Raw genomic sequence first — 16850 nt, forward strand, 5'->3', positions numbered from 1 at the left:
GCCAAAATAAGACCTCTACATGCTAGAGTTACCGCTCTTATACCAATACCAAAATTACTTGTTAGGATTGCGTACGGAATGTCTTTTCAACTCCAGGCGACAGCCTTCCATCTTTCCCTCTTGTCTTGATTTCCACTTTATACGTCGTTTTTTTCTTCAAATTAGTGAATTTATAGCGATCTGTATTGATAGTTTTTACATAGCTTCCGTTTAAGTAAATACGGTAGTTTCCACTTTGGCTATTCAGACTTTTAGTTGCTTTAATTACAGCTACTGCAGAAGAGCTGGTAATATTGCTTATCTGTATATCCTGTACGTCATTCGGCAGAGGATGACTGAAATCAATCAATCCATAGCCATATAAAGGATCCTTCCCCTTTACACCCAAATCAATCGTATAGTCCCGTAGAGCTTTCCTTAATTGACTACTGGTCGCGCGGGGATATTGTTGCTTCAGTAATGCGAGAAAACCAGTCACATGTGGCGTGGCAAATGATGTGCCTGAACCTAATCTTCTATTTCCTTGAAGATCAGTAGAATAAACACTGTTACCAGGTGCTGCAAACTCTATCTGTGTACCCGTGTTCGAAAAAGATGAAATACGGCTTTGCTTGTCTATGGATGAGACGGCAATAACTTGGCTATAACGTGCGGGATATTCAACATTTTCCCCATTGCCATCATTCCCCGCTGCTGCCACTAAGATGATACCTGCTTTTGATATTTTTGCAATAGCATTCCTTAAAATAGCATCATCCATTTTCATACCAAGTGATAGATTTACAATATCTATTTTATGTGCAATTGACCAATCAAGCGCTTTTAATATTGCCTGAATGGGCGCTCCATCAGGTTTAAAAACCTTTAAACTGTATAGTGACATATCCGGCGCAACACCTAATAAGTTATTTCTTGCATTACCTAATAGAATGCCTGCGATGAAGGTACCATGGCCATCGTTATCATAAGGAGAACTTTCGTCTATTAAAGTTGAACGTACATCCTGAACGAATGAATAGCGGTAAACATTTGGCCAATTGACTTTGGAAGTCACTCCTGTATCTATGAGTGCAACCTTTACACTTTTGCCACTAAGCCCATTCGTCCATGCATTGCTTGCATGGATTAAAGACATATTCCAATTAAGTGCTGATGGTATCTCACTGCCTTGTTTTTTCTCAGGCATTGAAAAGAGATGTGTATCTTTTTTTATTGTTTCAACTTTTACAATTGAGGAGCTCTTTTTGAGTCTCCTAATATCTGCTTTATTAAAAGTGCCAGCAATTGTCTGTAAGTGATGATAATTTTGTTCTACATGTTTTGCTGCAGTTAAAACCTGTTTTTCTCCAACTGAGTTGCGATAAATAATCATAGCTTGTTGAGTTGTAGGATTGCTTGCCTTTGCTAAATAAGGAAAGCATAGAATTAAAAGCGCGAATGTAGTCAATAAACTGATGAGCAATCTATTATTCTTCATTATGTAGTCTCCTGTTTTAGGTATAGCGTCAAGCTCGATTATAAATCAACTCCAGTAAAAACGTTATAAAAATTTTTTAGAAATATAAAAAAATCCATCCACACGATCATCATCAAGTGGATGGATTAAAATTTTACACAACAGGCTCGTCTGTGCCCCATTGTTTTTTCTTTTTGCCTACATCTACATTACCTTTTTTCTTCATCTCACGCACTTTCAATACATACCAAACTTGTGCAGCGATGTAGATGGAAGAGTAAATACCTGTAATTAAACCGATCAATAAAGCGATCGAGAACGTAGTGATAGAGCTTGCGCCGAAAATCATTAACGCAACTACAACGATAATCACAGTTAATACTGTATTTACAGAACGTCCTAATGTTTGGCGAAGTGATTTGTTTACAATATGCGCCAACTCATCTGGACTCTTAATTTTATTCACACGGTGTAAGTTTTCACGAATCCGGTCAAATGTAACGATGGTGTCATTAATCGAATAACCGACAATAGTCAGTACAGCTGCGATAAATGTAATATCTACTTCTATACGGAATAAACTAAAGATCGCCACCATAAAGAATACATCATGCAATAGCGAGACAATCGCACCAACACCCATTCGCCATTCAAATCGGAATGCAACGTAGATTATTATGCCAATCGCTGCATAAATTAATGCTTTGATCGCATTTTTAATCAGTTCTTGACCGATTGTAGGGGACACGGTACTGATTGCTGGCTCATGACCAAATTCTTTCTTGAAGTCCGCTTTCATCTGTTTCACTTCATCTTTTGTGAAGTCATCTTTATAACGGATGACAGCCCGATCTTTGTTACCGGAAATTACGACATCATCTGATTTAAAACCAGCCTTTTTAAGATAAGACTCCACACCATCCGTTGTGAGAGAATGTTCTGATTGAACTTCTACACGGGAACCACTAGAGAAGTCAATACCTAGATTCAAACGGAAAATGCCTAACACAATCATCCCTGCGATGATTAAAACTGCTGACAAAGCAAAGAATTTATTGCGGTTGTGCACAAAATCGAGACGATCAAAACGTGTTGTTAAATCAAGTGTATCCACGCCTTCTTCAATTTTATGGACGCGTTTTGGATTGACGCCGAACCATCGAACTTTTCCATCTAAGTAGCCACTATTCACCAGTAGTCCTAAGAGGACACGTGTCCCCCATACTGCAGTCAAGAAGCTGACTAGAATAGAAATGATTAATGTTGTCGCAAAACCTTTTACAGAGCTTACACCTAAGACGAATAATACGCCGGCCGCAAGCAATGTCGTAATATTGGCATCGAAAATAGCTGTAAATGAAGATTTAGAGCCTGATTTAAATGCGGCTTTGACTGTTTTGCCGACACGCAGTTCTTCTTTAATCCGCTCATACATAAGGATATTAGCATCAACTGCCATACCTATCCCGAGCACTAACGCTGCGATACCCGGCAATGTCAATACAGCATTGATCCAATCAAAAATAACTAATGTGATAAATGTAAAGATCAGTAGCGTTATGTCTGCTACTAAACCTGGTAAACGGTAAACTAATAGCATAAAGATAAAGATAACTGCTACACCAATGATACTAGCCATTACCGTGCTTTTTAGCGCTTCATCACCGAACTGTGCTCCCACAGAAGTGGAGTACATTTCTTTCAGCTTCGCTGGAAGAGCACCGGCATTCAAAATACCTGCTAAGTCTTTCGTTTCTTGTACAGTAAAGCTCCCTGTAATTTGGACATCTTTAGAGTTGATTTCCTTTGTTACTTGTGGAGCAGAAACGAATTGAGGATCTGCTTTGACAGCTTCTTTCTTATAAGAAGATTTGCCTTCTTCAAAGTCTAGCCAAATGACTAATAAGTTATTTGGTGTGCCCATTGCTGCAATTTTGCTTGTCACTTGTCCGAATTTATCCGGATCTTTCAGTTTTAGGGTAACCATTGGACGGCCCTGTTCATCAAAAGATGGCTTAGCTCCGCCTTGTTGAAGGTCATTCCCATCAAGCAATACTTTATCATTCACGTCACGGAAAGTAAGGTTTGCCTGATTTGACAAAACATCTCTCGCTGACTCTTGGTCCTTGACGCCCGCTAATTGAACGCGGATTCGGTCGCCGCTTTCTATTTGGATGCTCGGTTCACTTACGCCGAGGACATTGACACGTCTGCTGATCGCATCAGCAGTTGCTTTTACATCACTTTCAGTGATTTTTTGTCCTTTTTTCAGCGGCTCAACTTGATAAAGCACCTCGAATCCACCTTGCAAGTCTAGGCCTAAGTTAATGTTACTTAGTACGCCTTTTACGGTCGTTCCCATAAGAGAGCCGATTACAACGACAATCAGTAGAAACGCGACGATTCGGCTTTTCAATTTCATTAAAACTTCCTCCTAATAAAGTGAAACTTTAATCAGCAAAGGTTTAATCTCTACTGATTGATTAGTTGAACCAATCGGGCATGAGTGGGCCACTTTCTTTGACAAAACTCTTATATTTACTGTTTTGAGAAAGGCACAAAGTACCCAGTCATGCGGAAACACTTGCAGTAAAATTACTGACCAAAGTAAACGAATCATAAGTTATGTATGGTTGTGTAAATTGTTCATTACTACTTTGTATAAAAGTTTGTCCTAGTTCAAAACAAATGCACAATTACGCGATTGATTCGCCACTTAAGCAGCATTCTCTGTAATTTTCCTTCTATTGTTTCGTTTTCTCAATTTGAATGTATAACACGTTTATTATGAAACACGATTGCCTACCTGTCAAATCAATCTTCGATACTTTCTGTCATTTTAGAAGGAGTTTTATCAATATCCATGTTATTTTGACATACAGATAAAGGAAAAATATCATCAATAAAATTTTTTGTTTCTACATTATAAATGAAACATAAAAACCATAAAACCCCATTTATCTATCTTCCAATTAATAGTTTTAATTCATCCTCATTAATTGGGGCAAACCAATTTGAGGTTTTTAGTTCTTCCACTTGGCTAAAGGTCATATACTGAGCAGCAGTTAAAGAAAAAATATCTGCAATTACCTTATGCAAAGCTAAATCTGCTTCGCTATATTTTTTCCACTTTTTCAATACTAAATAACGCCATATATCTTGCTCTGTAATACTTTTTAAACCTTCCATACGAAAATCAGCTTTCCTCATAGCTAACACAGGCATTACTTTATTAAATAGTTTTTCATATTGAACTACCAAACTACTCACGCCCTTTCAAGTTTTGAACGTACAAGTTTAAATTTACTATTTTGCAGAATGTATTGATAGAAAGAAGGGAACTTATGACATCATTTTTTCATGGCACCTTTTTATTGATGGGCGCCGTACTACTATCTAAACTATTAGGTTTTTTGTATCGTATGCAATTTATGCGCGTTGCAGGCGAAGAAGCTGTCGGCGTTTATATGACCGCCTATCCCGCATTTATCTTTTTCTTATCCCTAGTACAGCTCGGCATCCCCATTGCCATCGCTAAAATTGTCGCTGAATTAGAAGCAAAGGGAAAGCGTTTGGAAATCAGCAAGTTGATGCGTACTTCTAGGCTGTTAAGTTATTTATCTATTTTGCTTTTCTTCCCCATCATCATGTTTGCAGTACCTTATATCGCTAAAGATTTATTGCATGACCCAAAAGTGGCCATGCTATTATATGTCTCTTTATTTACCGTGCCGCTATCTATGGCGTCTGCACTTTTAAAAGGTTTATTCCAAGGACTTGCTCGCATAGGTGAAACTGCATGGAGCCAAACACTTGAGCAAATTATCCGCATCGCCATGATCACATGGCTTTTGCCTTACGGGGTAAACCAAGAATCTCCTGCGCTCACAGCCACTTACGCAATGGTCATTACTGGACTTGCTGAGGCGGTAGCATTACTTTACTTATACTGGAAATACCTCCATGCGAAGAGAAAAGGAATTATTGTTGGATCGAAAGGCTACTCTTCTCCAAAACCAATACTTGGCATTGCATTGCCTTCTACAGGCAGTCGCCTTTTTGGTTCATTTACTTGGTTTTTAGAACCAATTGTCTTTTTAAAGGCCCTTACAATAGCTGGTTTAACAGCTGCTGCTGCCACGAAGCAATATGGCATTATTTCAGGTGTTCATATACCATTACTATTATTCCCTGCCTTTATTCCTGCAGCCTTAGCTGTTGTGCTGATTCCAGCTGTCAGCGATGCTGTAGCAAGAGGAAAGAATTCTCTATTGAGAGAACGAGTCCATATCGCGCTTAGGTTGTCGACCATCGTCGGTTGTTTTAGCGCTGTTTTCTTTTATCTTTATGGAGATGCTTTAGCCGTGAAACTTTTTAATTTATCTGAAGACAGAGGCTATATGAAAATTTTAGCACCTATTTTTTTCTTTTACTATATACAAAGCCCTCTGAATTCTATCTTGCAGGCTTTAGATGAAGCTAAAGCAGCGATGATGAATTCTGTGTATGGCGGCATCGGAAAGCTGGTTGTCATGCTCGCGCTTGCTTCCCAGCCGCAAATAGCTGAAACCGGCGCCATTATTGCCATTGGGTTTGGTGTACTCATTACTTCATTTTTGCATATTGCAACAATTCGAAAAAAGAAATTTGTGGATACAGGTTTTAAGCTAGTCATTATCCCTTATTGGGCATCTGTGTTGATAGTTATTTTCCGAGAATACATCCTGCCGACAGACCAATTAAATCTTTGGATGAATTGTTCTATTACGCTTGGTTTAGTTTTTGTTGTCTTAATGCTCGCTGACCAAATCCGCGTCAACGATTTCCGCTACTTAACAAAAACAATACGCAGAAGACTATGATTTTAATTGAACATGAAGGGAATCATCTTCAAAACAGCAATAGAATATATCCTTTGGATTTTTATATCCAGCTTCCTCTAATTTTTTTATAAGCCATAATTTATCTTTCTGTATAAGGATGAGGTGCTTTGTCTGTATTTCGCCATCAACGATGAGCGGCAATATAGGATGCATCTCACCTTTTTTAAATACAGCTAAATTTCCTGATGACTCTAAAAAGGCATAGGCCACACTCTGGATCGATCCTATTTGCTGTTCTCGCAATTGCTGAAATAAATCATCTAAATTATACCGCTGCTTTTTCATTTCCTTTTCCTGAAGCACCCCATCTCGAATAATGAGAGTGGGATCTCCATCAATGATATCTCGAACATTTTTAAACTTCAGAGAGATAAAGGAAATGACCACCTGCAGCACAAGCAAAACGATCATAGGCAGCAACGACTCGAAAAAGTTTCTCTTCTTATCCTCCACTGCAAATGCAGCTACTTCTGTTAATAATATAAATACGACTAAATCAATCATACTTAATTCGCCAACTTCACGTTTTCCCATTAGCTTAATTATAATGATAAGAATAAAGTAAAGAAGGAACATACGAAAAGAAACAACCATTAAATCGTTCAATCTTATGACCCCTTTTATTCTTTATACTTTGCATTCCCCGTAAAATTATTCATTCAAAAATATATAGAAGGCTATCACTATGAGAGCGGCTATCAAGATAATAAAAATAATATATCCTAAAGAGCGAACCCACTTTGGCTTAGTCGGCATTTTCGGCTTTCTATTGCCAAATCTATTTTGGGCCATTCGTTGCTTAGCTGCTAATCTTTCGTGAATTGTATCATCATAGCCCATTTGCTGTGCTTTCTTTTTAGTATTCCATTGTTTTTTAGGCAAATAATCGCTTCCTTTAAAAAAGATGAATATGTTTATTATTCGACGTATAAAATAAAAAAGCCTTTATTTCTAAAGAAATAAAGGCTTTTTTTTTACATTATTAGCATTCCAATAGCTACGCGTTTTATACACGAGACTACTTTACAGCAGCTGCATCATCTAAAACTTTGCCGATGGCCGCACGTTCAAAACGCATTTTTGTGCCATCTTCTACTTTTAGAACGACTGAAGCATCATCGATGGCTTCAACGATACCATGAAGCCCACCAATTGTTACAACTTTGTTTCCTTTTGCCAAGTTGCTTTGCATGTTTTGAGTGTTTTTACGCTGCTTTTGAGCAGGACGAATCAACATTAAATACATAAGCACGAAGATAATAATCATTGGTAGAAAAGCTTGTAATTGCATGTCCAAAAATCCCCCTTTTGTCTCTCTGTTTCATTATACTAGGTTTAGAAGTTTTTCGCATTTGGTTTATTAAAACCATATTGTTCGAAGAATTCTTCACGGAAATCGCCTAAGCGATCTTCACGGATTGCTTGGCGCACTTGGCGCATTAAATCTTGCAAGAAATACAGATTGTGGTAACTTGTCAAACGAATGCCGAATGTCTCATCCGCTTTAATTAGATGCCGTATATATGCACGTGAGTAGTTTTTGCAAGTATAGCAATCACAGTTAGGATCAAGCGGTCCAAAATCACGAGCAAATTTAGCATTTTTTATGACCAGTCTTCCTTGGCTTGTCATGCATGTACCATTACGGGCAATACGTGTTGGCAGTACACAGTCAAACATATCAATCCCACGAATAGCTCCATCTATCAATGAGTCAGGAGAACCCACGCCCATTAGGTAGCGCGGCTTGTTTGTTGGTAAGAGCGGAGTTGTATATTCCAACATGCGGTTCATAATATCCTTTGGCTCCCCAACGGATAATCCACCAATTGCATAGCCAGGGAAATCAAGCGACACAAGATCCTTTGCAGACTGCTTACGAAGTTCTTCAAATTCCCCACCTTGAACAATACCGAATAAACCCTGATCTTGTGGTCTTGCATGCGCTTCTAAACATCTTTCAGCCCAACGTGATGTACGTTCAACAGATTTCTTCATATACTCAAAAGTTGCAGGATACGGAGGACATTCATCAAATGCCATCATAATATCAGAACCTAGAGCATTTTGGATTTCCATTGCTTTTTCTGGACTTAGGAATAGCTTATCACCATTTAAGTGATTACGGAAATGAACGCCTTCTTCTTCAATGCGGCGGATATCGCTTAAGCTAAATACTTGGAAGCCGCCAGAATCTGTTAATATTGCGCGATCCCAATTCATAAATTTGTGCAAGCCACCAGCCTCACGAATGATTTCATGGCCAGGACGCAGCCATAAATGATATGTGTTGCTCAAAATAATACCGGCACCCATTTCTTTTACTTCTTCTGGCGCCATCGTTTTGACAGACGCTTGTGTACCTACTGGCATAAATGCTGGTGTTTCAAAAGAACCATGCGGTGTATGCACGATGCCGAGACGTGCTCCTGTTTGCTTATCTGTTTTAATAAGCTCATATCGAATTGCTTGAGACATAATTTAATTTCCTTTCTTTCTTTTAGGTCGGATGAACATGGCATCGCCAAAGCTGAAGAAACGATATTTGTTTTCTACAGCAGTTTTATAAGCGTTCAGAACATTTTCTCTCCCTGCAAGGGCACTTATCATCATTACCAATGTAGACTTTGGCAAATGAAAATTCGTCACCATACCATCAACAGCTAGATATTCAAACCCTGGATAAATGAATATGGTAGTCCAACCAGACTCAGCGACTATATTTCCATTATTGCGATGCGCGATTGTTTCAAGTGTTCTAGTAGAAGTAGTACCGACAGCGATTACACGTCCACCATTAGCCTGTGTTTCATTAATAATGCTGGCTGTTTCTTCAGTTAAGTGATAGAATTCAGCGTGCATATCGTGTTCCTCAATATTCTCGACGCTTACTGGACGGAATGTTCCTATGCCGACATGCAATGTCAAAAATGCAACTTTCACGCCTTTTTGTCGGATTTCCTCCAATAGTTCCTCTGTAAAGTGAAGTCCTGCTGTTGGTGCTGCTGCTGATCCAAGCTCTTTTGAATAAACCGTTTGGTAGCGCTCTTGGTCTTCTAATTTTTCATGGATATACGGCGGCAGTGGCATTGTTCCTAGTTTTTCTAAGATTTCAATAAAAATGCCTTCATATTCAAATTTAAACATTCGACCACCATGCGCCAACTCACCAGTACAAGTAGCTTTTAACAGACCCTCGCCAAAAGTAAGAACAGTTCCTACTTTTACGCGTTTTGCAGGTTTGACTAATGTTTCCCACTCATCATCGCTCGTTTGTTTTAACAATAATACCTCAATATGGGCACCTGTTTCTTCTTTCACACCAATCAAACGGGCAGGAAGCACGCGTGTATCATTTAAGATTAAGCAGTCTCCTTCTTGGAGTTCATTGACAATATCTCTGAAATGATGATGTGATACCTCGCCTGTTTCACGATCTAATACCATCAACCGGCTAGAAGTACGGTCTTCAAGTGGTACTTGGGCAATTAATTCTTCTGGTAATTCATAATCAAAGTCTTCTAATTTCATTTGTCTTTCCTTCTTTATATTAAGATTCTTGTGTTTTTTCGTAACCGAAATGACTATAGGCTAGAGCTGTAACGATTCGTCCTCTTGGTGTACGCTGAATAAAACCAATCTGCATTAAATAAGGTTCATAAACGTCTTCAATGGTAGTTGATTCCTCACCTATGCTTGCCGCAATCGTATCTAATCCGACCGGCCCGCCACGGAATCTTTCGATCATAGTTACAATCAATTTATGATCTATATGGTCTAGTCCCAGTGGATCAACTTGCAGACGTTCTAATGCATCTTGTGATAGGAAGTGAGAGATTACCCCGTCTCCGATCACTTGGGCATAATCGCGTACCCTTTTTAACAAGCGATTGGCAATTCGCGGGGTACCCCTTGAGCGCCTTGCTAATTCGCCTGCAGCATTTTGGTCAATCACGACATCGAAGAGCTCTGCACTTCTGCACACTATTTCTGCTAAAGAATACTCATCATAGTAGTCTAATCGTAATAATACACCAAAACGGTCTCTAAGTGGAGCAGATAGCGCTCCTGCCCTAGTGGTAGCGCCAACTAATGTAAAAGGAGGCAAATCCAACCTAATAGATCTTGCTTCTGGCCCTTTACCGACCACAATATCCAAACAAAAATCTTCCATTGCTGGATATAGAACTTCTTCTATTGCTCGAGGCAAACGATGAATCTCATCAATAAATAGCACATCGCCAGGTTCTAAGGAGCTCAAAATCGCTGCTAAGTCGCCAGGACGTTCAATTGCTGGACCGCTCGTCATTTTGATATTTGTACCCATTTCATTCGCAATGACAGCGGCTAAGGTTGTTTTCCCAAGCCCCGGAGGTCCATAAAGCAAGACATGGTCTAAGCTTTCTTCTCGCATTTTTGCCGCTTCGATAAAGATTTTTAGGTTGTCTTTGACCTTTTGCTGACCAATATATTGCGCAAGATTTTGTGGGCGCAATGACAACTCCAAACCTTCATCAAACGCAGTAGCTTCGCTTGATACGACTCGTTCTTCCATTTTATTTACCTCCTATCCGTTATTGTTGTTTTAACAGTAACTTCAAAGCTTGTTTCATATAATCTTCTGTTGTATTTAAGCCCTCATTATTTTCAAGCGGTATGCGAATTTTGGCTAATTCTTTTTCAGAATAACCTAATGCTGCAAGTGCTAGCAAAGCATCCTCTAACTCATCCTTATTATGATGAATACCAAATAGTGGCAGTTCATCTTGGGCACTTGCTAATTCTATATTATCAAGCAGGCTGCCAAGCTTTCCTTTTAGATCAAGTATCATTTGGCGAGCAGTTTTCTTCCCAACGCCAGGGAATTTAACAAGGAACTTCTCATCCTCTTGTTCTATCGCCTGGATAACTTGTTGTGGATTGCCACTAGCTAATATGGCAAGCGCTCCTTTTGGTCCAATACCGGACACTTGAATCAGCTTTCGAAATAACTCTCGCTCTTCTAGTGATTGAAAGGCAAATAATAGCTGCGCATCTTCCCGAACATGCAAATGTGTATAGAACTTTACATCGGCCTTGTCCATTTGAAAAGCAAACGGGTTCGGCGTAAATAACTGCCAGCCAATCCCTTGCTGTTCAACGACAATATATTCGGGGGTAATACGTGTAGCCGTGCCAATTATGTAGTCGTACATAACATTCTCCTTTTTGCGTAACGATATTCATTATAGCACTTTTAAACGGCGGATGCATGTTCGCCTTCGCCTTAAAAAAGATAGGCCCTGAAAGACCTATCTTAAAATATAAAAATATCATTATTTTACCTACCACAATCATACCATAATTTTGGCCAAGAAGAGAGCGCCACTTCCGTAAAGCGTAATAAATCCTCCACAAACGTTTGTTGCTTTTCATTTTCGACTGTTTTTACATACAACCATTCACGCAACAACTCATTCGGATAACGCAATGCTTGCAAATAGCTTTTAGGAAAGTCTGATAATAACGGCTGCTCTTTTAGGAGCGATTTTAAATTGTATTGGACATGCGGCAAAACGCGATGCATCCACATGATGAGCTCTTCTTCTGGGTGGCCGTACGCACAAAGGTCAAAATCGATCATGTAGTCTTTCCCTTTGGCATCTTTTAAAAAGTTATGGTGAACGACGTCCCCATGCAAAATTGTTTTTTTGCTTGTCAAAGGCTCTACATTTTGCAGTTCTTTGAGCGCTTTTCTTGCATAAAGAACAAGTTGGTCACATTTTTCGTTGCCTAAGTATATTGAGATTTGTGGAATATGCATAATGAATTTCTGAAGGCGTTCTTGCCATTTCAATTGCAAATCATAAGCGGGCAAATAATAATCAGCCTTAGACCAATTATTATTCTTCCCCGTTTTGTGCAATTGGTGAATGAGCTCAAGAGATTTTTTGCGATCTATTTTTGATTTATAGTTAAATCGCCGTGCGTTTTTCACCCATGGTTGAGTCAGAATATTATTTTCTAACTTTGTATTAGGTAACGTATGTGGAAATTCCATGTCAGCAAGCGTATCATGAACCGCTTTCACTTTTTTCGCAACCAGTATATGCTCATATTTTTTGACCATTACTTCTTTATTGCCCGCTTGACATTGCCAAACATTTTTTTTGATTCTTTTTTTTATCTGAAAATTGTTCAACTAATAGGTCTCATAACCCGCTTGCGGGAATTGTGGCGCATAGTATGGATGGTAGGAGTATCCTTGAGCCGATAAGCAAGCTGGACAGTTGCAAGCTCCATGCCATTGGTGAGGTGGCATTGGATAATACGGCATGGCTTGAGGCATAGCATAAGGATCGAACTGCCACTGCTGGTCATATTGAGGAGCCATATTTGGCGGCATGCCACTTTGCTCCATTTGCTGCGGGAATTGACCATAATAATCATGCCCATGGAAGTCATGGTGTTTTGGTGTATCTAATGAAGATGATTCACATTCTTGAGTTTTTTCAGGCATTTGCCACTGTGGCATTGGTTGTGCCATTGGCGGTCCCCACTGCGGTGCAGGCATTGGCCATGGCATCACTTGTTGTCCTCCGCCACAGCTGCTACAGCCACTTATGTTCTGTGGTGGCATTGGCACTGCATGCTGATCAAACGTTGTTGATTCACACTCTCTTGTAGATTCCGGCATTTGCCACTGTGGCTGCATTGGGCCCATCCAATGGGGTGCAGGTGCATGCCAAAGTGGCTGTATCGGCATTGGCATCATTGGATGGCCACCTCCGCAACCACAACTGCTGCAGAAATGTGGGACCGGTTTTGGCATTGGCATTGGCATTATAGGGTAGCAAGGTTGATATACCTCTTCCTTACATCCTTCATATTTTGGAGGCAGTGGGGGTTGAGGTAAGTATGGCATTACAGGCGGTACTGGAGGTAAGCTTGGTTTGTACTCAACTACCTCTCTTTTAGGTTGAATGATGAATTGTTCTTCATGTTGCTCAATGATCTCCACTCTAGCTCTTACAGGTCGACTTTCTTCAAACGGGTGTGGATGAGGCATTGGCACTGGCTCCGGTGGAGGTACTGGTACCGGAACTGGAATAGGAACCGGAACTTCTTTTTCTTTAACAGGCATCGGCGGCTTTGGCGGCATTACTTTCGGTTGCTCTTTTGGCTTTGGAACATGATGCTCTTTTGGTTGTTCCTTCGGTCTTGGTACATGGTGCTCTTTTGGCGGCAACACCGTTTGTTCCTTCGGGGGGACAACCGGCAGCTCTTTTGGTTGGTGCGGCACCTCTTTTACTCTCGGCATTTCTTTCACCGGCGGTGTGTGGTGCTCTTTTGGCACCTCTTTTTTTGGTTCAGGCAGGAATAGCTCCATACCAGGAACAATATAGTCAGGATTCGCTAGATGGGCGTTTAATCGTTTTAATTCTTCAAAGGAAATGCCGTATTGCCTTGCAATTTTCCACAATGTATCGCCCTTTTTGACAGTATGAACGCGCACGTTTTTCCTCCTTCCGTCTCCTTACCATATGAAAAGCATCGGGAATTGGACACTTAATTCGTCATTTGATTGGCCTTTCATGTTACACTATGCAACAAATCGACAAACTAGAAGAAATTTCTTGAAAAAGGGAGTTTAGTTATTAGCTGTACAACAAAAAAACCTGTTCCCACATTCAGGAACAGGTTTATAATCTCATAACTGAAGATTATTTTATTTTTTTTGTGCTTCCAGAAAAACCTTTTGTGCTGCAGATATACCTGCAGCCGGTTCGAAAGAATAATTAAAATCTTGCAAACCTGCTTCTATTAAAGAAATAGCTTGCAAAATATCACTTGGGAAGCAGTATCCCATATGACCAAAACGGAAGATTTTCCCTTGTAGTTCGCCTAGTCCCCCAGCAAAATCAAGATGATATTGTTTCTTTAAATGTCCAAGGAATTGAGAAAGATTTATTCCTTCAGGTGCCATAATAGCTGTGATTGTAGGTGAAGCATATTCATCAGAAGTTAACACCCCAATAGATAAAGCTTTCATAGCTGCACGTACCATATCCTTCATAAGTTCGTGGCGAGCAACTGTTTGATCAAAGCCTTCTGCTTCAATCAAATCGCATGCTGCAGAAAGACCATAAATCAATGTAATTGCTGGTGTATTTGGCGTCATACCTTTTTGTGCCCATTCTCGGTAGCTTAATAAATTCAAATAATAGGCAGAGGTTTCATTCTCTTCAATTACTTTCCACGCTCTGTCGCTGACACTAACAAAAGCAAGACCTGGCGGCAGCATCATTGCTTTTTGTGATCCTGTTACCAATATATCAATGCCCCATTGATCCATTTTGACAGGAACCCCACCAATACAGCTTACTCCGTCTACGATAAACAATGCATCTGATTTCTCACGTACAACTTTCGCCAGTTCTTTAACCGGATTTAAGATACCTGTCGAAGTTTCATTATAAGTGACAAATACAGCTTTAATATTTGATAAAGGTTCTAAAAATGTAGCAAGATCTTCAGCGGTACATGCTTCGCCCCAAGGTTTTCTTAATACATGCGCATGGAACCCATGTTTTTCGCAAATAGAAACGAAATAATCACCAAAGGCACCGATACTAACTACGACAACTTCCTCACCAGGGGAAACAGTGTTAACAACAGCTGCTTCTAATGCGGCAGTACCACCAGATGGGAGCAGTAAGATTTCTTGTTTTGTTCCAAAGATAGGTTTTACGCGATTAGTAGTCTCACGAAATAGCTTAACGAATTCTTCGCTTCGATGGCTAATAATATCTTGGCTCATTGCAAGCTGCACTTTCTTCGGTATAGGTGTTGGACCTGGATGTCTTAGAATATTTGAATACATACATTTTTCTCCTTTAACAGTTTAATAAAGGTATTTTATCTTTTCCTAAATTTATTATACCAAAGATTATGATAGTAGGTGTCTAGGAGAGCTTAGCACAGCAAGACGACATAAGTTTTGCTACATACAAGTGCCAATTAAACAGATACGACAATTGATTTCATGGTACACTAAAGACACTTAAGCTATTTTGAGGTGTTATGTATGAAAAAATTATTAGGAGAAGAACGCAGGGCTTATTTATTAGATTTACTGAAAACAACTGGACAAGCCATTACTGGAACAGAATTTGCCAAGAAAACAAATGTATCTCGGCAAGTAATAGTAAATGACATTGCTTTATTAAAAGCCCGCAATGAGCCTATCATCGCTACGAGCCAAGGCTATCTTTATATGAGCATAGAGTCTAAGCAGCAAGTATTTGAACGCCAAATCGCAGTTCACCATACAGCTGACCAAACAGAAGATGAGTTGAACACGCTAGTGGATGCAGGCATTACTGTGAAAGATGTGACAGTAGAACATCCATTATATGGTGAAATCACCGCGGCTATAATGGTTAAAAATCGTTTTGAGGTGCAACAATTCCTTCAAAAATCACGTGAGACCAATGCTACACCCTTATCGGCATTAACAGGCGGTTCACATCTGCATACAATATCTGCTCCTACAGAAGAGCAATTAGACCTGGCCGAAAGCCTTTTACAACAAAAAAATTATCTTCTAAGTAATAATTAGAGATACAAAAAAGTGTCCATCATGTCTGGACACTTTTTTTGTTACTTTTTATATGTAAAGTAGCTGCCTAAAGTTTTCACAGTGCAATCTAGCGCAGCCAGTTCCTCCATTGCACCTCTCATCATTGGCGCATTTTCGTCTTCCAATACATCTAAAGTAAAGAAGTAATCACCTAAGCCTGTTTTTAATGGACGTGATTCGATTTTGCTCAAATTAATTTGACGCCACGCGAAGACAGATAATATTTGATGTAAAGCTCCTGAACGGTCGCTAGGCAGTTCAATCATTAACGTGGTCTTTATCTGTTCCTCATGGCCCTGTTGCAACAAGCGTTGATTTTCATTCGCTAATATGAAAAATCGTGTATGGTTAAAGTGAAAATCATGAATATAACGTTCTACAATTTTCAACTTATACGTTTCAGCAGCCGCTTTGTTGCCAATCGCTCCGATGCACTCATTCGGATGCTCAGCAATATACTTGGCTGCAGCAGCAGTAGAAGCTGTCTCACGCAACGGAACTCCATGAAAATGGTTGTACAAATATTTATGGCACTGAGCTAGTGCATGCGGGTGCGAATAAATATCCGTTAATGTTTCCCAATTCTTAGCTTGCTGCGGATGCACTAAAAGATGCTGTTCAATCGGCGTCAATACTTCCCCTACGACATATAATTCCGCTTCATGAAACAAGTAATCTATTGTTAGAGGTACAGTACCCTCTAGCGCATTTTCAAGCGGCACGATTGCATAACTCACGCGCTTACTCGCAACTGCTTCAATACAAGCAGGAATACTTTGAAATGAAGAAAGCTGATCATCTAAAAAGAGTTGCTGTGCTGCTAAATGTGTAAAAGTTCCTTCTGGTCCTAAATAAGCTACACGTTGATCCTGTGACAATAAACTCCCTC

16 protein-coding genes are annotated in these 16850 nt (G+C 39.7%); 2 read left to right on the forward strand and 14 right to left on the reverse strand.

What is annotated here, in order from left to right; translation table 11 throughout:
- Positions 1 to 61: 61 nt before the first annotated feature.
- The 3 genes from M2M59_RS10095 to M2M59_RS10105 all read right to left on the reverse strand — a co-directional run bounded on the left by M2M59_RS10095 (position 62) and on the right by M2M59_RS10105 (position 4717).
- Positions 62 to 1477 (reverse strand): S8 family serine peptidase, encoded by a 1416-nt coding sequence (locus M2M59_RS10095; protein ID WP_249774503.1) that lies wholly within the window; start codon positions 1475 to 1477, stop codon positions 62 to 64.
- 133 nt (positions 1478 to 1610) lie between these two features.
- On the reverse strand, positions 1611 to 3878 hold the full coding sequence (gene secDF / locus M2M59_RS10100) for a protein translocase subunit SecDF (RefSeq protein ID WP_147195778.1): 2268 nt from the start codon (positions 3876 to 3878) through the stop codon (positions 1611 to 1613).
- Between the two features lie 539 nt (positions 3879 to 4417).
- Positions 4418 to 4717 (reverse strand): post-transcriptional regulator, encoded by a 300-nt coding sequence (locus tag M2M59_RS10105; RefSeq protein WP_066788457.1) that lies wholly within the window; start codon positions 4715 to 4717, stop codon positions 4418 to 4420.
- Positions 4718 to 4800: 83 nt separating this feature from the next.
- On the opposite strand from M2M59_RS10105, the gene M2M59_RS10110 reads away from it, so the two are divergent.
- Positions 4801 to 6318 (forward strand): putative polysaccharide biosynthesis protein, encoded by a 1518-nt coding sequence (locus M2M59_RS10110; RefSeq protein WP_147195780.1) that lies wholly within the window; start codon positions 4801 to 4803, stop codon positions 6316 to 6318.
- Here the strand turns inward: M2M59_RS10110 and M2M59_RS10115 are convergent.
- The 10 genes from M2M59_RS10115 to M2M59_RS10160 all read right to left on the reverse strand — a co-directional run bounded on the left by M2M59_RS10115 (position 6313) and on the right by M2M59_RS10160 (position 15202).
- Positions 6313 to 6945, reverse strand: a complete 633-nt coding sequence (locus tag M2M59_RS10115; protein WP_066788463.1) for a DUF421 domain-containing protein — start codon at positions 6943 to 6945, stop codon at positions 6313 to 6315. The two genes, M2M59_RS10110 and M2M59_RS10115, sit on opposite strands and share 6 nt — an antisense overlap.
- A 45-nt stretch (positions 6946 to 6990) precedes the next feature.
- On the reverse strand, positions 6991 to 7221 hold the full coding sequence (locus M2M59_RS10120; RefSeq protein WP_147195782.1) for a hypothetical protein: 231 nt from the start codon (positions 7219 to 7221) through the stop codon (positions 6991 to 6993).
- A gap of 136 nt (positions 7222 to 7357) precedes the next feature.
- Positions 7358 to 7630, reverse strand: coding sequence for a preprotein translocase subunit YajC (gene yajC / locus M2M59_RS10125; RefSeq protein WP_066788467.1), 273 nt, complete (start codon positions 7628 to 7630; stop codon positions 7358 to 7360).
- 44 nt (positions 7631 to 7674) lie between these two features.
- Positions 7675 to 8817: a tRNA guanosine(34) transglycosylase Tgt gene (gene tgt / locus M2M59_RS10130; RefSeq protein ID WP_147195784.1), complete on the reverse strand. Its 1143-nt coding sequence runs from the start codon at positions 8815 to 8817 to the stop codon at positions 7675 to 7677.
- Between the two features lie 3 nt (positions 8818 to 8820).
- Positions 8821 to 9870, reverse strand: coding sequence for a tRNA preQ1(34) S-adenosylmethionine ribosyltransferase-isomerase QueA (gene queA, locus M2M59_RS10135; RefSeq protein ID WP_249774504.1), 1050 nt, complete (start codon positions 9868 to 9870; stop codon positions 8821 to 8823).
- Positions 9871 to 9889: 19 nt separating this feature from the next.
- A complete protein-coding gene (ruvB, locus tag M2M59_RS10140) occupies positions 9890 to 10894 on the reverse strand; it encodes a Holliday junction branch migration DNA helicase RuvB (RefSeq protein WP_147195788.1) in 1005 nt (334 codons plus the stop codon).
- 19 nt (positions 10895 to 10913) lie between these two features.
- On the reverse strand, positions 10914 to 11534 hold the full coding sequence (ruvA, locus tag M2M59_RS10145; protein ID WP_249774505.1) for a Holliday junction branch migration protein RuvA: 621 nt from the start codon (positions 11532 to 11534) through the stop codon (positions 10914 to 10916).
- A 125-nt stretch (positions 11535 to 11659) separates the two neighbouring features.
- On the reverse strand, positions 11660 to 12520 hold the full coding sequence (locus M2M59_RS10150) for a phosphotransferase (protein WP_066788485.1): 861 nt from the start codon (positions 12518 to 12520) through the stop codon (positions 11660 to 11662).
- On the reverse strand, positions 12521 to 13834 hold the full coding sequence (locus M2M59_RS10155) for a LysM peptidoglycan-binding domain-containing protein (protein WP_249774506.1): 1314 nt from the start codon (positions 13832 to 13834) through the stop codon (positions 12521 to 12523).
- A gap of 213 nt (positions 13835 to 14047) precedes the next feature.
- Positions 14048 to 15202: a pyridoxal-phosphate-dependent aminotransferase family protein gene (locus M2M59_RS10160; RefSeq protein WP_249774507.1), complete on the reverse strand. Its 1155-nt coding sequence runs from the start codon at positions 15200 to 15202 to the stop codon at positions 14048 to 14050.
- Between the two features lie 204 nt (positions 15203 to 15406).
- On the opposite strand from M2M59_RS10160, the gene M2M59_RS10165 reads away from it, so the two are divergent.
- Complete coding sequence (locus M2M59_RS10165) at positions 15407 to 15940, forward strand: transcription repressor NadR (protein ID WP_184117457.1); 534 nt, start codon at positions 15407 to 15409, stop codon at positions 15938 to 15940.
- 41 nt (positions 15941 to 15981) lie between these two features.
- Here M2M59_RS10165 and pheA read toward each other — a convergent pair whose 3' ends face one another.
- Positions 15982 to 16839 carry a prephenate dehydratase gene (gene pheA / locus M2M59_RS10170; RefSeq protein WP_249774508.1) on the reverse strand — a complete coding sequence of 286 codons (858 nt, stop codon included), beginning with the start codon at positions 16837 to 16839 and terminating at the stop codon, positions 15982 to 15984.
- Positions 16840 to 16850: the final 11 nt, after the last annotated feature.

This window comes from Rummeliibacillus sp. G93, assembly GCF_023515935.1.
GTDB lineage: Bacteria > Bacillota > Bacilli > Bacillales_A > Planococcaceae > Rummeliibacillus > Rummeliibacillus stabekisii.

Bases quoted from the DNA above. Each gene is read 5' to 3' on its own strand.
- M2M59_RS10095 (WP_249774503.1), bottom strand. From the start codon at position 1,477: ATGAAGAATAATAGATTGCTCATCAGTTTATTGACTACATTCGCGCTT.
- secDF (WP_147195778.1), bottom strand. From the start codon at position 3,878: ATGAAATTGAAAAGCCGAATCGTCGCGTTTCTACTGATTGTCGTTGTA.
- M2M59_RS10110 (WP_147195780.1), top strand. From the start codon at position 4,801: ATGACATCATTTTTTCATGGCACCTTTTTATTGATGGGCGCCGTACTA.
- yajC (WP_066788467.1), bottom strand. From the start codon at position 7,630: ATGCAATTACAAGCTTTTCTACCAATGATTATTATCTTCGTGCTTATG.
- tgt (WP_147195784.1), bottom strand. From the start codon at position 8,817: ATGTCTCAAGCAATTCGATATGAGCTTATTAAAACAGATAAGCAAACA.
- queA (WP_249774504.1), bottom strand. From the start codon at position 9,870: ATGAAATTAGAAGACTTTGATTATGAATTACCAGAAGAATTAATTGCC.
- ruvB (WP_147195788.1), bottom strand. From the start codon at position 10,894: ATGGAAGAACGAGTCGTATCAAGCGAAGCTACTGCGTTTGATGAAGGT.
- ruvA (WP_249774505.1), bottom strand. From the start codon at position 11,534: ATGTACGACTACATAATTGGCACGGCTACACGTATTACCCCCGAATAT.
- M2M59_RS10160 (WP_249774507.1), bottom strand. From the start codon at position 15,202: ATGTATTCAAATATTCTAAGACATCCAGGTCCAACACCTATACCGAAG.
- M2M59_RS10165 (WP_184117457.1), top strand. From the start codon at position 15,407: ATGAAAAAATTATTAGGAGAAGAACGCAGGGCTTATTTATTAGATTTA.